We start from the raw sequence: 19,313 nt of genomic DNA on the forward strand, positions 1-19,313 counted from the left end.
CAGGAGGCGCCGCGGCGGCCGTCAGGCCGGCTTGTCCTTGTCGGCGTCCTTGTCCGTGTTCCGCTCCCGGTCGTTCTCCAGGGACTTCAGGAACTCCGGGTTGTCGTCCGGCGCCACCCACCGGGTGCGGTGGGTGCGCCCGCCGCCGACCGCGGACCGCTTCTTGCCCGCGAACAGCCACACCACCGGGCCGACGATCGAGAAGAGCAGGATGATGATCACCCAGATCACCTTCGGGAGGTGCTTGACCTCCTCCTCCGGCGTGTTCAGGCAGTCGATGAACGTGTAGATGGTCAGCGCGATGATCAGCAGGAAGGGCAGATAGCGCAGCACGGTGTGGGACCGACCCCCAGAGGATTGCGCGGCCCTGGACGGGCCGAGGACGACTCCTCCAGGGTAGAGGGGCCGGGCGGCCGGTGACGATCCATCCGGTGTCGCGGGTCGGACCCCCGCCGCGGTCCGGCCCCGGAGCGGGGATGCCACAATTGCCCGCATGGCTTACGACGATCTCCGCTCGCTGCTCCGGGCCCTCGAACGGGAGGGCGACCTCAAGCGCATCAAGGCCGAGGTGGACCCGTACCTGGAGGTCGGGGAGATCGTCGACAGAGTGAACAAGGCGGGCGGCCCCGCGCTGCTCTTCGAGAACGTCAAGGGCTCGGCGATGCCGCTGGCCATGAACGTGTTCGGCACCGACCGCCGGCTGCTGAAGGCCCTCGGCCTGAAGTCGTACGCCGACATCAGCGAGAAGATCGGCGGCCTGCTCAAGCCGGAGCTGCCGCAGGGCTTCATCGGCGTGCGCGAGGCCTTCGGCAAGCTCGGCTCGATGGTGCACGTGCCGCCGAAGAAGGTGAAGGGCGACGCCGCGCCCGTCCAGGAGGTCGTCCTCACCGGTGACGACGTGGACCTGGACCAGTTGCCGGCCCTCTTCACCTGGCCCAAGGACGGCGGGTCCTTCTTCAACCTGGGCCTCACGCACACCAAGCACCCGGAGACGGGCGTGCGCAACCTCGGCCTGTACCGCCTCCAGCGCCACGACAAGCGCACCATCGGCATGCACTGGCAGATCCACAAGGACAGCCGCAACCACTACGCGGTCGCCGCCAAGCGCGGTGAGCGGCTGCCGGTCGCGATCGCCTTCGGCTGCCCGCCGGCGGTGACGTACGCGTCCACCGCGCCGCTGCCCGGCGACATCGACGAGTACCTCTTCGCCGGCTTCGTCGCGGGCAAGCGCATCGAGATGGTCGACTGCAAGACGGTCCCGCTCCAGGTCCCGGCCCATGCGGAGGTCGTCATCGAGGGCTGGCTGGAGCCGGGGGAGACCCTCCCGGAGGGCCCCTTCGGCGACCACACCGGCTTCTACACCCCGCAGGAGCCCTTCCCCGCGCTGAAGATCGACTGCGTGACGATGCGCAAGCGTCCGCTGCTCCAGTCGATCGTGGTCGGCCGGCCGCCGACGGAGGACGGGCCGCTCGGGCGGGCGACGGAACGCTTCTTCCTCCCCCTCCTCAAGATCATCGTGCCGGACATCGTGGACTACCACCTCCCCGAGTCGGGCGGCTTCCACAACTGTGCGATCGTCTCGATCGACAAGAAGTACCCGAAGCACGCGCAGAAGGTCATGCACGCCATCTGGGGCGCGCACATGATGTCGCTGACCAAGCTGATCATCGTGGTGGACTCGGACTGCGACGTCCACGACCTGCACGAGGTGTCCTGGCGGGCGCTGGGCAACACGGACTACTCCCGCGACCTCACGATCGTCGAGGGCCCGGTGGACCACCTGGACCACGCCTCGTACCAGCAGTTCTGGGGCGGCAAGGCGGGCATCGACGCCACGAAGAAGCTCCCCGAGGAGGGCTACACCCGTGACGGGGGCTGGCCCGACATGGTCGAGTCCGACCCGGCCACCGCGGCACTGGTGGACAGCCGCTGGAAGGAATACGGACTGTGAGCCCGATCGGAGTGAGCGGCCCCGAGCTCGTCATCGGCACCGACACCGCGTACGTGGCCCTGCTGCGGCCGGAGATCGACCCGGCCGAGCCGGGAGTGATCACCGCGGCCCGGCAGGCCGGCGTGACGCCCGAGGAGTTCGCGGGCCCCGGCAACATCTGGGCGCTGATGATCGACGTGGACGGCGAGGGAGACGGCTTCGAGCTGCCCGGCGCGCGGGACGTCGAGGCGGACGACTTCGCGGAACAGCTCCAGCGGGCCCTGGCGGCCGGCGAGCCGTTCACCGCCGAAGCCGGGAACTTCCTGCGCCTCGACGCCCGTCCGTCCGGCGACTCCTGGATGGTCACCGCCCACGTCACCCCGCCGGAGGGCCACGACGGCGCCGGCGCCCAGGCCCTGGAGCTCGGTCCCCTGCCCACGGCGGAACTGCTGGCCGACCTCGAAGAGTTCCGGAGGGACCTCGTATGACATCCGCCGCCGAGGGAGTCCTCGGGTCCGGGCCCGCGCCGCAGACGACCGGCAAGGTCAAGGCCTTCCTGCGGCTCGTGATGATCGAGCACTCGGTCTTCGCGCTGCCCTTCGCCTACATCGCCGCCCTCACCGCCATGTTCCGGCTCGACGGGGCCATGCACTGGGGCACGCTGCTGCTCGTCACCGTCTGCATGGTGGGGCTGCGGACCTTCGCGATGGCCGCCAACCGGATCATCGACCGCGAGATCGACTCCCGTAACCCCCGCACCGCCGGGCGCGAGCTCGTGACCGGCGCGGTGTCGGTACGGTCCGCGTGGACCGGGGCCGGGGTCGCGCTCGCCGTGTTCCTCGGGTCGGCCGCGCTGCTGAACCCGCTCTGCCTGGTGCTGGCGCCGCTCGCCGTGGTGCCGATGGTGGTGTACCCGTACGGCAAGCGGTTCACGAACTTCCCGCACGCCATCCTGGGCCTGGCCCAGGCCATGGGCCCGGTCGGCGCCTGGCTGGCCGTGACCGGCGAGTGGTCCTGGGACGCGGTGATCCTCGGGGTCGCGGTGGGCGTGTGGATCGGCGGCTTCGACCTGATCTTCGGCTGCCAGGACGTCGCCGCGGACCGCGCGGAGGGCGTCAAGTCCGTCCCGGCCCGCTTCGGCATCCCGGCCGCGCTGTGGGGAGCCCGCAGCGCGCACGTCGTGACCACCGCCCTGCTCGCCTGGTACGCCGTCGCCACGGACGCCGGCCCGCTGTTCTGGGCGGGCCTGGTGATCGTCGCCGGCGCCTTCCTCTACGAGCACACCATCGTCACGCCGCACGACCTGTCCCGCCTGAACCGGGCCTTCTTCTCGGTCAACGGTTTCATCGGCGTCGCCCTCTTCGTCTGCGCCCTGCTGGACCTCGCGGTCCGGGGGCTGACCTTCTAGCGGGGGCCCGTCGGCCGGGGCGTGTCCGGGCGGCGGAAGAAGAGGGCCGTCGCCACGCCCGCCGCGAGGCCGAAGAGGTGGGCCTGCCAGCTGACGCTGCCGGAGTCGGTCGGCAGGACGCCGAGGAAGATCGTGCCGCCCCAGACCGCGGCCACCGCCAGTCCCACCGCCACGCCCAGGACCTTGCGTTCGACGAAGCCGCGCGTCACCAGGTAGCCGAACAGCCCGAAGACCAGGCCCGAGGCGCCGACCGTGATGCTGTGCGACGGGGAGAACAGCCAGACGCCCAGCCCGTCCGCCGCGATGATCAGGGCGCAGACGGCCAGGAAGCGGCGTATGCCGCCGAGCGCGGCGACGAAGCCGAGGACCAGCAGCGGGATGCTGTTGGACGCGGTGTGGTCGAAGCCGAAGTGCAGGAAGGGCGCCAGGGGTATCCCGGTGAGGCCGTCCGTCTCGCGCGCGGCGATCCCGTAAGCGACCAGCGCGTGGCCGGTGGCGAGGTCGACCGCCTCGATCAGCCACAGCAGGGCCACCCAGCCCAGCATCAGCCGGGCCGCCGCCTTGGCGCGGTCGGCCTGTGTCCAGTTCTGGTCCATCGTCTTCATGCCGGTCCCCGTGCTCCCCGTGCTGCCTGTCCCGCCCTCGTCCCACCCCGTGGAACGTCGGGGCACCTTACCGAGTGCCCGCGCCCTGTGGCCGGATAGTCTCGGAGGTATGACTGAGCGCAAGCGCACCCCGTGGGTGGTCGGGGTTTCCGGGGCGTCCGGGACGCCGTACGCGGCGGCGGTGCTCCGCGGCCTGCTGGCGGCGGGCGAGAGTGTGGACCTGGTGGTGAGCCGGGCTTCGAGGCTGACCCTGCTGGACGAGACCGGGATCGCCTTCCGGGACGCGCACTGGCGGGAGGACCTCGGCGAGTGGCTGGAGCGCGGGGCGGACGGGAAGCCCTCCACCTTCGTCCGGCCGGAGCTGGGGGACGTACGCCACTGGGGCGCCGGGGACCTGGCCGCCGGGCCGAGTTCGGGCTCGTACCCCGTCAAGGGGATGCTGATCGTGCCGGCGTCCACGGCCTGTGTGGCGGGTGTGGCGCTCGGGCTGTCGAAGGACCTGCTCCAGCGCGTCGCGAGCGTGACGCTCAAGGAGCGGCGCCGACTGGTGGTCGCGGTGCGGGAGACCCCGCTGAACGGGCAGACGCTGAAGCATCTGGTGACGCTGGACGAGGCGGGCGCGATCGTGCTGCCCGCCTCTCCGGCGTTCTACGCGGGCGCGACGCACATCCAGGATCTGGTGGACTTCGTCGCGGGGCGGGTGCTGGACGCGGCAGGGGTGCCGCACCGGCTGTACCGCCGTTGGGAGGGGGAGCTGGGAGGCTCCCGCCCCCGTGACTAGTGCTTCTTGGCGCCGGGCTTGCGGGTCTTGTCGACGCGGTGGGCGGCGGCGGGCTGGTGGGCACGGGATCGGTTGGCCAGCTCCTGGAGCTGTCGCATGTGTGCGTAGGCCATCTCGATCGTGTACACGGTGAACCACTCCTGAAGATCGTCATTGATCTGTTGAAAGATTCACAGGGTGTTGACCCTGTGCGCCTTTGATTCTATACGTAAACTTGCGGGATCGCCGAATAATGGAAGGCTCCAGGTATATGGACGCGGTGGACAGGCAGCTCATCCAGGCACTCCGGGAAAACGGACGTGCCTCGTACGCGGAGCTGGGCCGGCTCGTGGGCCTCTCCGGCCCCAGCGTCACCGACCGGATCAACCGGCTCGAGACCGCCGGCGTGATCACCGGCTACCGCGCGACGGTGGCCGCGGCCGAGCTCGGCCTGGGGGTCACGGCGCTCATCGGCATCTCCCTCTCGGACGCCGCCGACCACGAGGACGTGGCCCGGCGGCTGCGCGACCTCGCCGAGATCGAGGACTGCTGGTTCATCGCCGGTGACGACTCCTACATGCTGAAGGTGCGCGCCAGCGACGTGGACGGCCTGGAGAGGATCATCCGCAGGCTCTCGGGCACCAAGGGCGTCTCCCGGACCCGCACCACCATCGTGCTCTCCACGAAGTGGGAGAACCGGGTCGGGGATCTGCCCGAGGAGGGCTGAGAGTACGGTTGGTGGCGGTTGCAGGCAGGGCAGGACGCACAGAGGAGACGACCGGGATGGACGCTGGGCTCAAGCGCGAGCTGGAGGAGAAGGTCCGCTCCGGCGAGCGGCTGACGCGTGAGGACGGTATCGCCCTCTACGAGTCGGACGACCTGGCCTGGCTCGGCGGCCTCGCCCACGAGGTGCGCACGCGCAAGAACGGCGACGTCGTGCACTTCAACGTCAACCGCCACCTCAACATGACGAACGTGTGCACCGCGTCGTGCGCGTACTGCTCGTTCCAGCGCAAGCCGGGCGAGAAGGACGCGTACACGATGCGCATCGAGGAGGCCGTGCGCCTGGCCCAGGCCATGGAGAACGAGAACCTCACCGAGCTGCACATCGTCAACGGCCTGCATCCGAGCCTGCCGTGGCGCTACTACCCGCGCTCGCTCTCCGCGCTCAAGGAGGTCCTGCCGAACGTCTCGCTGAAGGCGTTCACGGCGACCGAGATCCACCACTTCGAGACGATCTCCGGGCTGTCGGCCTCCGAGATCCTCGACGAGCTGATCGAGGCGGGCCTGGAGTCGCTCACCGGCGGCGGCGCGGAGATCTTCGACTGGGAGATCCGCCAGCACATCGTCGACCACCGCACCCACTGGGAGGACTGGTCGCGCATCCACCGGCTCGCGCACGAGAAGGGTCTCAAGACCCCGGCGACGATGCTGTACGGGCACATCGAGGAGCCGCGCCACCGCGTGGACCACGTGCTGCGGCTGCGCGAGCTCCAGGACGAGACCGGGGGCTTCCAGGTCTTCATCCCGCTGCGGTACCAGCACGACTTCGTGGACATGAAGGACGGCAAGATCCGCAACACGCTCCAGGCGCGCACGACGATGGCGACCGGGGCCGAGGCGCTGAAGACCTTCGCGGTCTCGCGGCTGCTCTTCGACAACGTGCCGCACGTCAAGGTCTTCTGGGTGATGCACGGCGTGCAGACCGCCCAGCTCGCGCTGCAGCACGGCGCGGACGACATGGACGGCTCGGTCGTCGAGTACAAGATCACGCACGACGCGGACAACTACGGCACCCCGAACAAGCTGGGCCGCGAGGACCTGCTGGAGCTGATCCGGGAGGCCGGCTTCCGCCCGGTCGAGCGCAACACGCGCTACGAGATCATCCGCGAGTACCCGGGCCCGGACGCGGAGCTGCGCGAGACGCCGCAGGCGATGCGTCTCTGACTCCGCACTGATGCTCCGGGCAGGCCCCGGTCCCCTTCGGGGGGCCGGGGCTTTTCCGTTGCGTTCGACCCGGTCGTCGACGGCGCCCTGCGCGACGGCATCACCGAGCTGTGGACCGAGGTGTCCAACGCCGGCGGCGCGGTCGGCTTCGTGCCGCCCGTCACCGTGGACGACATCCGCCCCGAACTGGTCAAGCACCTCGCCGCGATGGCCGAGGGCCGCCACCGCCTCGTCGTCGGCCGGGGCGCCGGCCGCGACGACATCACGATGCTGCTGCCGCTGCGCTGACCCCGGCGGCCGTGCCCGTGGCGTCGGCGTGCTTCACTGGACGGGCACGTACCGACGTAGACGACGAGAGAGAAGGGGTCACCGTGTCCCTCAAGCCGAGCGCGACGATCCGCTACACCGCGATGCGCCTGGGCATCTTCGTCGGATGCCTCGTCGCCGTCGCCCTCCTGGTCCGCCTGGGCTGGGTGCCCTCCAGCATCGGCGACGCCAATTTCGCCTGGATCGTGCTGCTCTCCCTCGTGATCTCCGCGCCGCTCTCCTTCGTGCTGCTGCGCAAGCAGCGCGACGAGATGTCCGTGGCGATCTCCGGACGCGTCGCGGGTGCGAAGGACAAGCTCGCCGCCAACCGCAGCCAGGAGGACGCGGTCGACGACGCGTCCCGCGTGGCGCAGTAGAGGCCCCGAAGCGCCCAGTTGGCTTCATCACACACCGAACCGCCCCAGCAACGGGAATACCCCCCGTAACGCTGGGGCGTTCGGCGTTCTCGGGCCGGACCGCGGGGCTGTGGGGTGGCTTACGCGCCGCCTCGACCCAAAGAACTCCTTTGGGATTCCCAAAGCGGAAGTGTTAGCGTGTTCAACATGTTGACCGCAGCCGCTGCGCCCTTCGCGCACACGATGACCCCGGGCGTCCCGCTCGTGGCGCGCCTGCATGTCGACCTCTGCCGCCGCGTGTCCGCGGCCTGTTGCTGTCCGTCGAGCTGAATCGATACAGCAGCGGTCCCGCCCGCCCGGCTCCCTCCGGGTGCTGCCGCACCGCACCGCCACCCGCTGCAGATCCGCAGACCCATCCCGGAGAGTGCCCGTGTCCGCGTCACCGCAGGCCCCTGCCGTCAAGGCCAAGGCCTCGTTCAAGTTCCCCTTCTGGGCCCAGATCGTCACCGGTCTCGTGCTCGGCGTCCTGCTCGGCTGGCTCTCGCGCAGCCAGGACGTCAGCTGGCTGCGGACCACGCTGGAGCAGGTGGGTGACATATTCGTCCAGCTCCTGAAGCTGGCCGTCGCCCCGCTCGTCTTCTTCGCGATCCTGGTGTCGATCACCAACCTGCGGAAGGTGAACAACGCCGCGCGGCTCGCCTCCCGCACGCTGCTCTGGTTCATGATCACGTCGCTCATCGCGGTCGGCATCGGCCTCGCGATCGGCCTGCTCACCAACCCGGGCTCGGGCACCGGCCTCACCCCGCAGGACGGCAAGCTGCCCAAGCGCACCGGGTCCTGGCTGGACTTCCTGACCGGCATCGTGCCGAAGGACATCATCACGCCGTTCACCGAGCTGAACGTCCTGCAGATCGTCTTCCTGGCCGCCGTAGCCGGCATCGCCGCCCTCCAGCTCGGCGCCAAGGCGCAGCCCGTGCTGAACCTCGCCGAGGCCGTGCTGGAACTGCTCCAGAAGGCCCTGTGGTGGGTCATCCGTCTCGCCCCGCTCGGCACCGTCGGCCTCATCGGCACCGCGATCGCCACGTACGGCTGGGACCTCATCGGCAAGTACGCGACCTTCACCGCCGACGTGTACATCGGCTCGGCGCTCGTGATGTTCGGCGTCTACCCGCTGCTGCTGGCCACGGTCGCCAAGGTCAACCCGGTCCAGTTCTTCAAGGGCGCCTGGCCCGCGATCCAGCTGGCCTTCGTCTCCCGCTCGTCGGTCGGCACCATGCCGCTCACCCAGAAGGTCACCGAGCGCCTGGGCGTTCCGAAGGAGTACGCCTCCTTCGCCGTCCCGTTCGGCGCGACGACCAAGATGGACGGCTGCGCCGCGATCTACCCGGCGCTCGCCGCGATCTTCATCGCGCAGATCTTCGACGTGCAGCTGGGCATCACCGACTACCTGCTGATCGCCTTCGTCTCCGTGGTCGGCTCGGCCGCGACCGCCGGTCTGACCGGCGCCACCGTGATGCTGACCCTGACCCTCTCCACGCTGGGCCTGCCCCTGGAGGGCGTCGGCCTGCTGATGGCGATCGACCCGATCCTGGACATGATGCGCACCGCCACCAACGTGGCCGGGCAGGCGCTCGTCCCGGTAGTGGTCGCGGCCCGCGAGGGAATCCTGGACAAGGAGGCCTACGCCACCGCCTCGTCGTCCCCGCTGGACGAGCCGGCCCCGGCCGTCGCGGTGACGCCGGAGCCCGCGAAGGTCCCGGTCCCCGCCTGACCCGTTCCACACGCGCCGCAGCCCCCGCCCCCGTCCGGGCGGGGGCTGCGGTGTCACACCGGTTCGGGTCGGCCGTTGAGCCATGCCACGGCCTCGGCGTGGTCGGCGGCGACGCCGACCGGCGCCCAAGCCCCGGTATCCCCCTGCCGTTCGAGGAGCAGCCGCGGAGCGTCGGGGTGCAGGTGGGAAGCGCCGCCGCCGGCGAGGGGGACCGCGCGACGGGTGCCGGTGATCCAGTGGTCGGACTCCCGGCGCCGTTTCCGCCGAGCCGCCCACGCCTCAAGGGAATTGCGGCGCGGGGCCTCGGGGGTGTCGCTGCTGTCCACGGCTGCTCCCTACCGCCAGCGTGCCCCGGGCACCGGGTTGCCCGGGTCGTCCACCCATGGTGCAGCACCGCCGGCGCTGACCGTGAGTCCGAACCGGGTGAGGGACGGTCGTCCGGTGCCCTCCCACCAGTCGTAGGCGGCTTCCACGCCGTCCCACAGGCGCCGCGGGCCGTACTGGTGGACGATGCCCGGCCCGTCCTCGTCGGGCCACCGCACGTACGCCCATGACCGGTCGGTGAGGGAGTACCACCAGCCGGCGCGGGTGCCGTCGGTCTCTCGGTAGAGGGTGTGGGTGACGTCGGGGAGAACGAGGCCGATGGCGTGGGTGGCGTCGGAGTCGGCGAGTTGGCCGGACCGGACGGCGGTGCCGGTCGAGCCGGGCCAGTCGGTGACGTAGTCGGCGTGGGTCGGCCACGTGGTGCGCTGCGCCCGCGCCTTCATGAACTCGACCCCTGCGGTGAACGGGCCGGAGGCGGTGCCGTCGGTGTGGGCAGTGAGGCGGAGCAGCCCGTCACGGCTGCTGTAGTGGGTGCCGTACGGGGCGACGATCAGGCCGCCAGGACGTACCTGTTGCAGCCACGCGCCCGGGATGGTCCGCACCCCGAAGGTGCACAGGATGCGGTCGTACGAGGCGCCGGCCGGGTGCCCGGCCAGAGCATCGCCGGTGAGGACGTCGACGGCGAGGCCGAGGGGGACGAGGCGTTTTTGGGCGGCGGCGGTCACGGCCGGGTCCACGTCCATGCTGGTGACGGTGTTCGGGCCGCACCGGTGGGTGAGGAGTCCGGCGGTCTCGCCGGTGCCGGTGCCCGCGTCGAAGACGCGCATGCCCGCTTCCGCGCCGAGGGCGGCGAGCAGCCGGTAGACGACTGAGGGTTGAGAAGCGGAGGATGTCGGCACGGTGCCGGGGGCTTCGCCCTGGTGGTCGCCGTCGTCCCACTGCGTGACGATCGACAGGTCGGCGTCGGCGTACCCGTACCACGCGGCCGGGTCCTCGCGGCGGTCGATGGTGACGGTGCTGGCATCGGCGCCGTCGGGAACGAAGGGCCACATGCGGTCGGGCAGGAATGCGGCCCGGTCGACGGCGGCGAACCCGGGCGCCCAATCGGAGGAGAGGGCGCCACTGGACACGAGGCAGCGCCCCAGCTCGATTCGGCTGGGGCGCTCCTGGTGTGCGGTGGTGGTCACTTGCGGTGCGTCCCGCCGCCGGGCGGGGTGGACGTGTCGGGGTTCGGCGGCGGGGGCGGAGGCGCGGGCTGACCGGGCGGCGGCGAGGGGTTCGACGGCGGGGGCGGGCCGTGCTTGGCCATGACGGGTGTTCCCTTCGTGGTGATGCAGCGTCAGGTTCAGTGGCTGCGGGCGGGACGTAGTGGTGGTCCCGCGGCCCGGGGCCAGGGGTGGTGCGGTCTTCGGACTGGCATGCCCGGCCGGTGGCGGCGGACGGGTCGTCGTCGGGCCGCTCGCGGCCCCGGCGTCTGGTCGGGGTCAGGGTGCTGTCTGGCGGTCGGTGTCGTGGGTGCGGCTCACACGGGCCCCCTGACCGGCCTCGTCGGCGGGATCGAGCTGGTGCGAGTGGGCCGTCCAGTCGTCCCCGCCGCCCTCGGGGCGCAAATGGTAGACGTGGGTTCCGGTGTCCTGGGGGAGGGATACCACCACCCCCGTACGACCCGTGGTGGTGTCCGTGGCGAGGTCTCCGCGCTGGGGCAGCCAGTCGCCCGCCGCTGGTAACGCGGAGCAGGTCAAGGCCTGTTCGGTGGTCGATCGCTCAGGCATGAGCAGAAGGTAGGTGCTTCGCTACCGCCCAACATGAATCCGTGGAATACCTACAGGTCATCCAGTGAAAAGCGGGTCGTCATGCGGCGGAGCTTCTGTCGGGTGAGCTGCCGTTCCGCATAGACGAGTTGGCGAAGCGTGGCACGGGCGATGGGGTGGTTCCGTACGAGCTGCGGGGCCAGGTCCTCGGCGGTTTCCAGTTCGGTGAGGGCCTTGTCCCGGTTGCCATCCCACAGCCACGCGCGAGCCAGGTCCATGTGGTGGTGTCCCTGCCGGGACTTCGGGAGGACGGCGATATGCCCGGGGTCGGTACGCCGGTTCAGGCGCAGCGCCTCACGCTGGTTGCTCATCTCCAGGTTGACGTTGATCTCGTGGATCTGGACGTTCCCCATGGAGAAAGTGAGGCTGTGACGGTCAAAGGGCATTACGCCGACGTGGGCATCCACGCGTTCGGCAGCCTCGGTGGCGTGCCGGATGCGGGCAAGGGTCTCGTCCTTGTTCCCGGAGCGGGCGGCGGAGACGGCGGAGCGCAGTTGCAGCGAGCCCCATACGCGCAGGGCGAGCGGGTCGCCGCCGTCGTACTGGTCCTGGACGGTGGCGAGAGCTTTGTCGGCCAGGGCGAGGGCATCGGCGTAGTCGGCTGTGGCCCACATGTCCCACACCCGCATCCAGTCGGCGACGGCGGGCAGCAGCGGGTCACCGGACCGCTGCGCGGCCCACACGGCGCGCTCGCAGGCGAGTGCGACGAGCTCTGGCTGTCCAAGGGCGTGGGCTGCGGTGTGGGCGAACTTGCACGCCACCGCGTAGACGGCGAATGCCTCTTCCTGCTCATGGCCGTCGGCACGCTCTGCGAGTGCCCGGGACTCCCGCAACAGGTCAGGGATTTCGCGAAGAATTGCGGTGTTCGCGGCGGCGTCTCGTAGCCGGTGAAGGCGGCGCGTGTCCCGCCACAGGTCGTCGGCCGTTCGCGGCATGCCGTCGAACACGGGGGTGAGGTCGTAGCGGCGCAGCTCCCGCATGATCGACGCGGCAGCCGCGTGCCAGCCGGCATGGGACTCGGCGCCGCCGCCGTACGGTCGCTCGATCAGCACGTTCGGGTGGCAGTGCAGGGCGGCGGCAAGGGCGTTGATCAGGGCGGCCCGGTCCAGTTCGAGCCTGCCCTTCTCGACCTTCGACACCCACGCCTGTGTCTTGCCGACCGCAGCAGCGAGGTCGGCTTGTGTCATGCCGACCTTGAGCCGCTGCCGCCGGACGCGCTGGCCGATGGCCTCTTGCTCCTCAAGCTGGTGGGGCATCATGAACTCCGTCCTTGGCTCGACACCTTGGACGGTACTCGTGCGGGCTCTGCGTGTGTCGGGCCTCGTCGTCTCCGCTGGACGAGCCGGCCCCGGCCGTCGCGGTGACGCCGGAGCCCGCGAAGGTCCCGGTCCCCGCCTGACCCGTTCCACACGCGCCGCAGCCCCCGCCCCCGCCCGGGCGGGGGCTGCGGTGTGTCATGCGCCCGTATGCGCCACGAAGCCGGCCCAGGCGCGGGGCGCGAAGGCGAGGTGGGGCCGGCGGAGGTCCTTGGAGTCGCGGACGTGCACGGTGGCGGGGGTGCGGGCCACCTCGACGCAGTCGTTGCCGTCGCTGCTGTCGCTGTAGCTGCTCTTGAACCAGTGCAGGTCGGGGCGGCGGCTCATGACGCGTGCTCCACGAACTCGGCCCAGGCGTGCGAGGTAAAGGCGAGGTGGGGCTGCCGGAGGTCCTTGGAGTCGCGGACGTGGATCGTGGCCGGGGTGTTGGCCACCTCGACGCAGGAGTCGCCCTCGCTGCCGCTGCTGTAGCTGCTCTTGAACCAGTCGAGCTCGGGATTGTCGATCATGTCTCTCCCAGCAGTTCCTTGATGAAGGCCCTCGACTCCTGCGGCGTGAGTGCCTCAGCCCGGATGATGCCATAGCGCAGCTCAAGGACTCGGAGCTGCTTCGGGTCGGAGACCGGGCGCCCGTTGAACGCTCCTTCGGAGCGGCCCACGGTGTGCCGTCCCCGAACTTCAGGACCTCGATACCACCGTCCATACCGGCGTGTGCCTCTCGGCTGTTCGGCATGATCTGGAGGGACACGTGCCGCAACTGGCCCACCTCCAAGAGCCGTTTGAGCTGATTTCGCCACACCATTGTGCCTCCGACGGGGCGGCGCAGCGCCGATTCCTCGTGCACGAAGCTGATAGCCGGGGCGGGTGTCCGACTGAAGACGGACTGGCGGGCCACGCGCGCGGCCGTGTACCGCTCAACCTCGTCCTGCGAGTACGAGGGCTGCCGCATTTCGAAGAGGGCCCGCGCGTGGTCCGGCGTCTGCAGCAGTCCGTGTATGACGTGCGTGCTGTAAACGCCGATCTCCACGGCCTGGCGCTCAAGCCTCGCCAGGTCCCGCACCTTCTTCGGGTAGCGGACCTGCTCCATGTCCGCCTTCATCGAGGCGATCTTGCCGCCCGCCCGGAGTGCCTCGTCCGCCTTGTCCAGGTACTCGGGGCGGGGGATCCGCTTGCCCGCCTCGACCTTGCGGACGAGGTCCTCCCCGTACCCGATCGCCGTGCCGAACTCGGCGGCCCGCATGCCCGCCTCCTCCCGCCACGCCTTGAGCTGGCGGCCGAGCGCGGCCAGTACCGCAACCCCCTGCTCGTCCTCGGGATCGACGTCCCAGCCCGCGTCTTCCGTACCGTCACTGTCCACGCTCATGCGCGCCCACCTCCGCCGCACCGAATTCCTCAACGCCCTGTTCCCGAGGCCTGGTCAGGACAGCCGGGACAGCACCGGACAGGCTCCGGACAAAAGCCGGACGCGGGGGCGTTGCCGCTTCTCACGGTAGGCATCCACCGCCACGCTCAGTGACGTGAATACTGAAATCCGTGACTCTGAGAGCGAGTTCGTGGCTCGGCTCGCCGCCACGCCCTTCGGGGCCCGCCAGGCCCGTCGGCTCGCCGTCGAGAAGATCGACTCGTGGGGGCTGCCCTCCGAGGGGCCCGCGCTCATCGTGGCCGAGCTGGCCGCGAACGCCGTGACCCACGGCCGGGTGCCCGGGCGGGACTTCCGGATGGGGCTCGCCCTCGCCGACGGCGTGCTGCGGATCGAGGTGGTGGACACGCGCGGCGACCGGGTCCCGGGTATCCGGGACGCGGACGCGCGGGCGGAAGCCGGGCGGGGGCTGGTGCTGGTGGATGCGCTCGCGGACCGCTGGGGCGTGGACCGGGGGCTGCCGCCGTGCAAGTCGGTGTGGGCGGAGTTGGATGTGCGAGGGGGGTCGGGCGGACCGTGACGCGGGGGGCCGGGACCCGGTGCGGCCCGGCCCAACCTCTTTAAAAGAACCGGGTAAAACCAACCCAACCCCACCCCTCCGGCCCCCCGTCACCCGCATGGGTGAACTGTGCCAACTGGGCTGGATTTGGGACTGGTTGCCTGGCATATGCTCGCCCCACACAACACCAGACATGAGACGGCCCCCGGCGGGACTGGCATCCCGGACGAGGGCCTGACCACACAGGAAGCACTACCTTCCCAATGGCTCTTGAACAGCCTAGCGCGGCCTCGCCCGCCTCGTCCCGTCTTCGCGGCGGGACCGCCCGATCCGGTGTCGTTCACGTCAACGACGGGCACGCCGGTCACTACACCGTGGTCGGCAACCACCTGGCCCAGCACCGCTCGCTGTCGCTGGTGGCGATCGGGATCGCGGTCCACATCCAGTCGCTGCCGGACGGCGCCCCCGTCGGCATCAAGGTGCTCGCCGGCCGGTTCCCCGAGGGGGAGGTACGCGTCGCCGCCGCCCTGCGGGAGTTGGAGGCGTACGGGTACCTGAAGCGCAGCCGCGTCAAGCTCCCCAACGGGCAGTTCATCACCCGGACGGAGTCCTACGACCGGCCGGGGGCCGTGCCGCCGGAGCCGCCCGCCCCGCCACCGCCACCGCCCCCGCCGTCGGGTCGGGCGCCCGTACCGGTGCCGGTGGCGGTACCGAAACCCGTGCCCGTCCCTGCGCCCGCGCCCGTGCCGCCGCCAGCGGCAGCGCCCGTACCCCCGCCGCCCGCTCCCGTCGCCGAGGCCGCGCCATCGGCCAGCGCCCCCGCCCCCGCCCGGCAGGACGCGCGGGACCTGCTCGCGCGGCTGCGCTGCGACGACCCGCGGCTGCTGCTGGCCGCCCGCGACGTGGAGCGGCTCGCGCCCGGGCTCTCGCAGTGGCTGGACCGCGGCGCCGAACCCGATGCCGTACGCCGCATCCTGACGGCCGACCTCCCCGCCGACCTCCGTTACGCCCCGGGGCTGCTCGCCCACCGCCTCGCCGCGCAGCTCCCGCCCCACCTCCCCGCGCCGCCGCCCCCCGAGCGGATCGCCCGGCCGGACCCCTTCCAGACCTGCGACGGCTGCGAACGCGCTTTCCGCGCCCCCGCCCCGGGCCGCTGCCGGGACTGCCCGCCCGAACGGGCGGCTGCTGCGTAGGAGTTGCCGCGCGCAGGGCGGTAGCGTCCTACAGTGCACTGCATGCCGGTCGCGCACCCGCGCCGGCGGGCGAACGGGGTGGGGGTGCACGGATGGACGGGACGACGCTGGCAGGCCGCTACCGGCTCGGCGGGCGCATCGGCGCGGGCGGCATGGGCGAGGTCTGGCGCGGCCGCGACCTGGCACTGGCCCGGGACGTGGCGGTGAAGCTCATCGCGCAGCCCGGGGACGACAAACTCGCCCAGCGGCTGCGCGCCGAGGCCCGGGCGGCCGCGGCGCTGTCGGACCCGCACGTGGTGTCCGTACACGACGTCGGCGAGACCACCATCGACAGCCGGACGGTCGTCTACCTGGTCATGGAACTGGTCGACGGCCGACCGCTCGCCACCGGGGGCGGCCCGGCCGCCGTCGAGGACGTGGTGCGGTGGGCCGTCCAGATCTGCGAGGGGCTGGCGGCCGCCCACGGCGCGGGCGTCATCCACCGCGACATCAAGCCCGGCAACGTGCTGCTCACCCGGACGGGCCGCATCAAGATCTGTGACTTCGGGATCGCCCGGCAGAGCGGCTCACAGGGCCTGACCACGACCGGCTCGGTCACCGGAACACCCGCGTACATGTCCCCCGAGCAGGCGCGCGGCGAGGAGATCGACGCGCGCAGCGACCTGTACGGGCTGGGCTGCCTGCTCTACGAACTGCTCACCGGAGCGCCGCCGTTCACCGGGACCGGCTGGGAGATCCTCGCCCAGCACGCCAACAAGAACCCGGTGCCCGTGCGGCAGCGCCGGCCCGAGGTGCCCGTCGATCTCGACGCGCTGATCGGGCAGTTGCTGAGCAAGGAGGCCTTCCGGCGGCCCGTGGGCGCGGCCGAGGTCGCCGACCGCCTCCGTGACATCGAGCGGGTACTGGCAACGCCGTCGGTCCGGACGGCCCGACCGGCCAGGCCCGTTCCGCCCGCCGGGCCGGTGCCCACGACCTTGACCGCGCCCAGCCCGGAGCCCGTCCCGAAGCCCGATCCGGCCCCGGGTGCCCAGCCGCCGGCAAGAGTCCCCGTGGCGGAACGCAGGCCGGCACGAGGGGCGATCTTGCTCGGTTCCACGGCGATCGGGGTGGTGTTCGCCGGGGAGCTGGCCGGTTTCACCGCCCTGGCCGTCCCTGTTCCCGCGCTCGCGGGCGCCGCCGCCGGCGTCCTGTTCTTCGCCTGTGCGGCCGCCGAGGCCAAGAGCCCGCCCGGCAAGGAGTCGTTGTCGCAGTTCGCCATCGGGTTCTCGCTCGCGGCCGGCCTGGCGATGGCGATCACCATGGTGCTCACCGACGCCCTCCCGTGGTGGGGCGCCGTCCCCATCGGGTTGGTCGCGATGCCGGTCCTCATGTTCTGCGCCGCCGCGGCCCAGGCGTGGATCGAAGACGTGTCCCGGGCCAAGGAGGCTGCCTTCGTCGCGGGCAACGCGGCGCTGGCCGGCGGGGTGCTCACCGGCTGGCTGCTGCTCGCCGGCACGAGGGCCTCGATCTGGATGGCGGTCGGCTGCGGTGTCCTCGTCTGGCTCCTCGGCGGGATCCTGCTGGGCAAGCTCATGCCCCGCGGCCGTCCCGCGGCGCAGCCGGACACGGCCTAAGGCGGCGGCGGGGGCGCTGCGGAAGCCGCCTTCTTGGCGGCGGCCGCCACGTGCTTCATGTCGTCGGGGTCGCTGCGCTGGAGCGCGAAGATCTTCACCAGGGCGAGCAGGGTCGGCCCGAAGAAGGTGACGGCGAGCACCGGATGGTCGTGCGTGCCGAAGTACAGGGACGCGCCGAGCGTGGCCAGTGCCACCGTCAGGGCGGCGGAAATGCCCAGGACGTGCCTGCGGTGGGCCCGCTGCTGTTCGACGCGCTCGCTCTGGAGGCGCTCCAGCTCGGCCCGCTCGCGGGCGCGCTCGGCCTGCATCCGCAGCTCGTGTTCGCGCGCCAGCTGGGGGTCGAGTGCGGCCAGGGCGACCGTCAGGTGCTCGGCGGGCAACTGCGCCCACTGCGCGGCGATGTCGAGCGCGCTCGGCCGGTGGGCCGGCTCCGTGCCGAGTTCCTCAGCCATCGCTGGTGCCTCCGTCTCCCTGGGGCGTGGGGCCCGCCTCGGCGAGCCGGAGCGACTCGGGCGGCGGCCCGAGTGCGCGGAACAGTGTGTCGAGCCCGGTGGCCATGGCCTGCACGGCGGCGGGGGTGTCCGGGGAGCCGGCGACGGCCAGCAGGTCGGGGTGGGCCGGCGGCGGCGGTTCGGGCGAGGCGGCCTCAGGGGCCGGGGTCGTTCTGGCCGGGCGCTTCGGCGGCTCGTGCCGGCTCCGCTCGAAGTGGTCGCTCAGCACCTTGGCGTCGCTGCGCAGGTATCCCCAGACGGCCCGCAGGGCGGCGGCCAGACGCACGGCGAGGTCCAGCCCCCAACCGGCGAGCACCGCGACCTTGAACCAGAGGGCCCGCGGGTCCAGCGCGTCGGCCAGGGAGATCCGCCCGGTGCCCCGACTCTGGGCCCGTAGCCAGGTCGCCCCCCACACGTTGGCCGTGGCGGATGCGTAGACCGTCCCGAGCGGCAGCGCGAACCGGTAAAGGGACTGGTCGGGCCAGACGAAGGTGAGCAGGAAGGCCGCCGCGAGCGCCGGCGTCGAGAACAGACCCTGGAAGACCGGGCCGAGCAGGGCGTAACGTGCGGCCGTCCGGTCCCGGAACGAGGGGAAGCGGCGCCACTCGCCCGTGCGGTGGACGCGGATGAGGCTGGTGTACCAACGGACGCGCTGGCGCCGGAGAGCGGCCCAGAGCACCCGGTACGCCCAGAAAGAGGGGCCGGACCTGGTGTGGCGGGCCGGTTCGCCGTACAGCATCGCGTCGGTGGCCCCGAAGCTGGACAGCCGCAGCAGCAGCTCCGGTTCCTCGTCGAGGCAGTCCTCGTCCCAGCCGCCGAGCACCCGCAGCAGGTCGGTCCGGACGAAGTAGGCGGCGCTCGGCGTGAGCTGGATGCGCTTGGTGACCCGGACCGGACGGGTGCCGCGGACGCACACCAGGCCGTTCGTCAGCGAGTACAGCTCCGCGATGGAGGTGGCGTCCGGGATGTCGACGGCGACCCTGATGATGGCGGCCCCGGACACCCGGTAGGCGCCGTCGACCCGGTCCAGGAGACTCGCGCGCACCGGGTCCCCGCCCTCGATGACGCCGACCACCTCGCCGTTGCAGTGGGGGATCGCCGTGTTGAGCGAGCCGGCCCTGGTGCGTACCGAGTCGGGCGGCGACTCCACGACGCGCACCCTGTCCGGGAACGCAGTGGCCAGGTCCCTGCAGGCCGGTCCGCTCTCCGAGTCGTCGGTGCCCACCACCAGCACGATCTCGAAGTCGCGGCGGTCGGAGACGAGCAGCTCCGCGAGCATTTCGTGGATGCCCCGTTGGTAGCGCAGCGGAACGACCAGCGAGAAGTTCACCGGGACGGGCCTGCCGGGCGGGTGCGGCTCCGGAGCCGGCTCGGGGAGGTCGTACTGATACTGCGCCTTGACGAACCGCGGGTGCGGCAGCAGGAGTTGGATCAGGAGTACGGCGACGAGCGTGATCACGACGGAAATGTCCATGCGCCCCCCTCGGCCACCACTATGGCGCAGCGTCCCCCCGGCCCGGGGGAGATTCGGTGTGAAGGGGCCCCCGAGGGGTGTTCAGGGGGG

General features: G+C 71.5%; 21 protein-coding genes and 2 pseudogenes. 12 read left to right on the forward strand and 11 right to left on the reverse strand.

Annotated features, from left to right (window positions below; all coding sequences use genetic code 11):
- Positions 1-21: 21 nt before the first annotated feature.
- Entirely contained in the window at positions 22-333 is a 312-nt protein-coding gene (locus ACFWBF_RS00125) for a PLD nuclease N-terminal domain-containing protein (RefSeq protein ID WP_385592666.1), read from the reverse strand.
- A 160-nt stretch (positions 334-493) separates the two neighbouring features.
- Here ACFWBF_RS00125 and ACFWBF_RS00130 point away from each other — a divergent pair, with 160 nt between their 5' ends.
- From ACFWBF_RS00130 to mqnP, 3 genes are read left to right on the forward strand one after another with little or no spacing between them, the layout of a single operon-like run.
- Positions 494-1,951, forward strand: coding sequence for a menaquinone biosynthesis decarboxylase (locus ACFWBF_RS00130; RefSeq protein WP_385592669.1), 1,458 nt, complete (start codon positions 494-496; stop codon positions 1,949-1,951).
- A complete protein-coding gene (locus ACFWBF_RS00135) occupies positions 1,948-2,418 on the forward strand; it encodes a hypothetical protein (protein WP_385592672.1) in 471 nt (156 codons plus the stop codon). Before ACFWBF_RS00130 ends, ACFWBF_RS00135 begins: the two co-directional genes overlap by 4 nt.
- Positions 2,415-3,338, forward strand: a complete 924-nt coding sequence (gene mqnP / locus ACFWBF_RS00140) for a menaquinone biosynthesis prenyltransferase MqnP (RefSeq protein ID WP_385592675.1) — start codon at positions 2,415-2,417, stop codon at positions 3,336-3,338. Before ACFWBF_RS00135 ends, mqnP begins: the two co-directional genes overlap by 4 nt.
- Here mqnP and ACFWBF_RS00145 read toward each other — a convergent pair.
- Positions 3,335-3,943 carry a rhomboid family intramembrane serine protease gene (locus ACFWBF_RS00145; RefSeq protein WP_385592678.1) on the reverse strand — a complete coding sequence of 203 codons (609 nt, stop codon included), beginning with the start codon at positions 3,941-3,943 and terminating at the stop codon, positions 3,335-3,337. The genes mqnP and ACFWBF_RS00145 overlap by 4 nt on opposite strands.
- A gap of 109 nt (positions 3,944-4,052) precedes the next feature.
- On the opposite strand from ACFWBF_RS00145, the gene ACFWBF_RS00150 reads away from it, so the two are divergent.
- A complete protein-coding gene (locus ACFWBF_RS00150; protein ID WP_385592681.1) occupies positions 4,053-4,724 on the forward strand; it encodes a UbiX family flavin prenyltransferase in 672 nt (223 codons plus the stop codon).
- Here the strand turns inward: ACFWBF_RS00150 and ACFWBF_RS00155 are convergent.
- Positions 4,721-4,852 carry a hypothetical protein gene (locus ACFWBF_RS00155; protein WP_385592684.1) on the reverse strand — a complete coding sequence of 44 codons (132 nt, stop codon included), beginning with the start codon at positions 4,850-4,852 and terminating at the stop codon, positions 4,721-4,723. The genes ACFWBF_RS00150 and ACFWBF_RS00155 overlap by 4 nt on opposite strands.
- 122 nt (positions 4,853-4,974) lie before the next feature.
- On the opposite strand from ACFWBF_RS00155, the gene ACFWBF_RS00160 reads away from it, so the two are divergent.
- From ACFWBF_RS00160 to ACFWBF_RS00180, 5 genes and pseudogenes are all read left to right on the forward strand, one after another.
- The gene (locus ACFWBF_RS00160) at positions 4,975-5,430 is read left to right on the forward strand and encodes an Lrp/AsnC family transcriptional regulator (protein WP_385228354.1); all 456 of its coding nucleotides are present in this window, start codon (positions 4,975-4,977) and stop codon (positions 5,428-5,430) included.
- A 56-nt stretch (positions 5,431-5,486) separates the two neighbouring features.
- Positions 5,487-6,650: an aminofutalosine synthase MqnE gene (gene mqnE / locus ACFWBF_RS00165; RefSeq protein WP_385592689.1), complete on the forward strand. Its 1,164-nt coding sequence runs from the start codon at positions 5,487-5,489 to the stop codon at positions 6,648-6,650.
- Positions 6,651-6,737: 87 nt separating this feature from the next.
- Positions 6,738-6,899 (forward strand): annotated as a pseudogene (locus ACFWBF_RS00170) (GNAT family N-acetyltransferase); the annotation flags it as partial.
- A gap of 161 nt (positions 6,900-7,060) precedes the next feature.
- Positions 7,061-7,333, forward strand: coding sequence for a DUF4229 domain-containing protein (locus tag ACFWBF_RS00175; protein ID WP_385593199.1), 273 nt, complete (start codon positions 7,061-7,063; stop codon positions 7,331-7,333).
- A gap of 403 nt (positions 7,334-7,736) precedes the next feature.
- Positions 7,737-9,083, forward strand: coding sequence for a dicarboxylate/amino acid:cation symporter (locus tag ACFWBF_RS00180; RefSeq protein ID WP_385592693.1), 1,347 nt, complete (start codon positions 7,737-7,739; stop codon positions 9,081-9,083).
- Positions 9,084-9,136: 53 nt separating this feature from the next.
- On the opposite strand, the gene ACFWBF_RS00185 is transcribed toward ACFWBF_RS00180, so the two are convergent.
- From ACFWBF_RS00185 to ACFWBF_RS00210, 6 genes and pseudogenes are all read right to left on the reverse strand, one after another.
- Positions 9,137-9,409: a DUF6087 family protein gene (locus ACFWBF_RS00185; protein ID WP_385592696.1), complete on the reverse strand. Its 273-nt coding sequence runs from the start codon at positions 9,407-9,409 to the stop codon at positions 9,137-9,139.
- A 9-nt stretch (positions 9,410-9,418) separates the two neighbouring features.
- Positions 9,419-10,594 (reverse strand): methyltransferase domain-containing protein, encoded by a 1,176-nt coding sequence (locus ACFWBF_RS00190; protein ID WP_385592699.1) that lies wholly within the window; start codon positions 10,592-10,594, stop codon positions 9,419-9,421.
- Between the two features lie 635 nt (positions 10,595-11,229).
- The gene (locus ACFWBF_RS00195; protein ID WP_385593202.1) at positions 11,230-12,474 is read right to left on the reverse strand and encodes a helix-turn-helix domain-containing protein; all 1,245 of its coding nucleotides are present in this window, start codon (positions 12,472-12,474) and stop codon (positions 11,230-11,232) included.
- 198 nt (positions 12,475-12,672) lie between these two features.
- Positions 12,673-12,861, reverse strand: a complete 189-nt coding sequence (locus ACFWBF_RS00200) for a DUF397 domain-containing protein (protein WP_385592702.1) — start codon at positions 12,859-12,861, stop codon at positions 12,673-12,675.
- Positions 12,858-13,043, reverse strand: a complete 186-nt coding sequence (locus ACFWBF_RS00205) for a DUF397 domain-containing protein (protein ID WP_385592705.1) — start codon at positions 13,041-13,043, stop codon at positions 12,858-12,860. The genes ACFWBF_RS00200 and ACFWBF_RS00205 overlap by 4 nt, the downstream gene beginning before the upstream one ends.
- Positions 13,040-13,896, reverse strand: a pseudogene (locus tag ACFWBF_RS00210) (helix-turn-helix domain-containing protein). Before ACFWBF_RS00210 ends, ACFWBF_RS00205 begins: the two are co-directional and overlap by 4 nt.
- Before the next feature lie 154 nt (positions 13,897-14,050).
- Here ACFWBF_RS00210 and ACFWBF_RS00215 point away from each other — a divergent pair.
- The 3 genes from ACFWBF_RS00215 (at position 14,051) to ACFWBF_RS00225 (ending at position 17,258) form a co-directional block, all read left to right on the forward strand.
- Positions 14,051-14,473 (forward strand): ATP-binding protein, encoded by a 423-nt coding sequence (locus ACFWBF_RS00215; RefSeq protein ID WP_385592708.1) that lies wholly within the window; start codon positions 14,051-14,053, stop codon positions 14,471-14,473.
- Positions 14,474-14,715: 242 nt separating this feature from the next.
- The gene (locus ACFWBF_RS00220; protein WP_385592711.1) at positions 14,716-15,645 is read left to right on the forward strand and encodes a helix-turn-helix domain-containing protein; all 930 of its coding nucleotides are present in this window, start codon (positions 14,716-14,718) and stop codon (positions 15,643-15,645) included.
- Between the two features lie 92 nt (positions 15,646-15,737).
- Positions 15,738-17,258, forward strand: a complete 1,521-nt coding sequence (locus tag ACFWBF_RS00225; protein ID WP_385592714.1) for a protein kinase — start codon at positions 15,738-15,740, stop codon at positions 17,256-17,258.
- Here ACFWBF_RS00225 and ACFWBF_RS00230 read toward each other — a convergent pair.
- A complete protein-coding gene (locus ACFWBF_RS00230; protein ID WP_385592717.1) occupies positions 17,255-17,710 on the reverse strand; it encodes a hypothetical protein in 456 nt (151 codons plus the stop codon). The two genes, ACFWBF_RS00225 and ACFWBF_RS00230, sit on opposite strands and share 4 nt — an antisense overlap.
- Positions 17,703-19,223 carry a glycosyltransferase gene (locus ACFWBF_RS00235; RefSeq protein ID WP_385592720.1) on the reverse strand — a complete coding sequence of 507 codons (1,521 nt, stop codon included), beginning with the start codon at positions 19,221-19,223 and terminating at the stop codon, positions 17,703-17,705. The genes ACFWBF_RS00230 and ACFWBF_RS00235 overlap by 8 nt, the downstream gene beginning before the upstream one ends.
- Positions 19,224-19,313 lie beyond the last annotated feature (90 nt).

The organism is Streptomyces sp. NPDC060028 (genome assembly GCF_042736725.1).
In the GTDB taxonomy this organism is placed as follows: Bacteria; Actinomycetota; Actinomycetes; order Streptomycetales; family Streptomycetaceae; genus Streptomyces.

Excerpts from the sequence above, each read along its gene's own strand:
- ACFWBF_RS00130 (WP_385592669.1), top strand. The coding sequence starts at position 494 with ATGGCTTACGACGATCTCCGCTCGCTGCTCCGGGCCCTCGAACGGGAG.
- mqnP (WP_385592675.1), top strand. The coding sequence starts at position 2,415 with ATGACATCCGCCGCCGAGGGAGTCCTCGGGTCCGGGCCCGCGCCGCAG.
- ACFWBF_RS00145 (WP_385592678.1), bottom strand. The coding sequence starts at position 3,943 with ATGAAGACGATGGACCAGAACTGGACACAGGCCGACCGCGCCAAGGCG.
- ACFWBF_RS00150 (WP_385592681.1), top strand. The coding sequence starts at position 4,053 with ATGACTGAGCGCAAGCGCACCCCGTGGGTGGTCGGGGTTTCCGGGGCG.
- ACFWBF_RS00160 (WP_385228354.1), top strand. The coding sequence starts at position 4,975 with ATGGACGCGGTGGACAGGCAGCTCATCCAGGCACTCCGGGAAAACGGA.
- mqnE (WP_385592689.1), top strand. The coding sequence starts at position 5,487 with ATGGACGCTGGGCTCAAGCGCGAGCTGGAGGAGAAGGTCCGCTCCGGC.
- ACFWBF_RS00175 (WP_385593199.1), top strand. The coding sequence starts at position 7,061 with ATGCGCCTGGGCATCTTCGTCGGATGCCTCGTCGCCGTCGCCCTCCTG.
- ACFWBF_RS00195 (WP_385593202.1), bottom strand. The coding sequence starts at position 12,474 with ATGCCCCACCAGCTTGAGGAGCAAGAGGCCATCGGCCAGCGCGTCCGG.
- ACFWBF_RS00200 (WP_385592702.1), bottom strand. The coding sequence starts at position 12,861 with ATGAGCCGCCGCCCCGACCTGCACTGGTTCAAGAGCAGCTACAGCGAC.
- ACFWBF_RS00205 (WP_385592705.1), bottom strand. The coding sequence starts at position 13,043 with ATGATCGACAATCCCGAGCTCGACTGGTTCAAGAGCAGCTACAGCAGC.
- ACFWBF_RS00220 (WP_385592711.1), top strand. The coding sequence starts at position 14,716 with ATGGCTCTTGAACAGCCTAGCGCGGCCTCGCCCGCCTCGTCCCGTCTT.
- ACFWBF_RS00225 (WP_385592714.1), top strand. The coding sequence starts at position 15,738 with ATGGACGGGACGACGCTGGCAGGCCGCTACCGGCTCGGCGGGCGCATC.
- ACFWBF_RS00230 (WP_385592717.1), bottom strand. The coding sequence starts at position 17,710 with ATGGCTGAGGAACTCGGCACGGAGCCGGCCCACCGGCCGAGCGCGCTC.
- ACFWBF_RS00235 (WP_385592720.1), bottom strand. The coding sequence starts at position 19,223 with ATGGACATTTCCGTCGTGATCACGCTCGTCGCCGTACTCCTGATCCAA.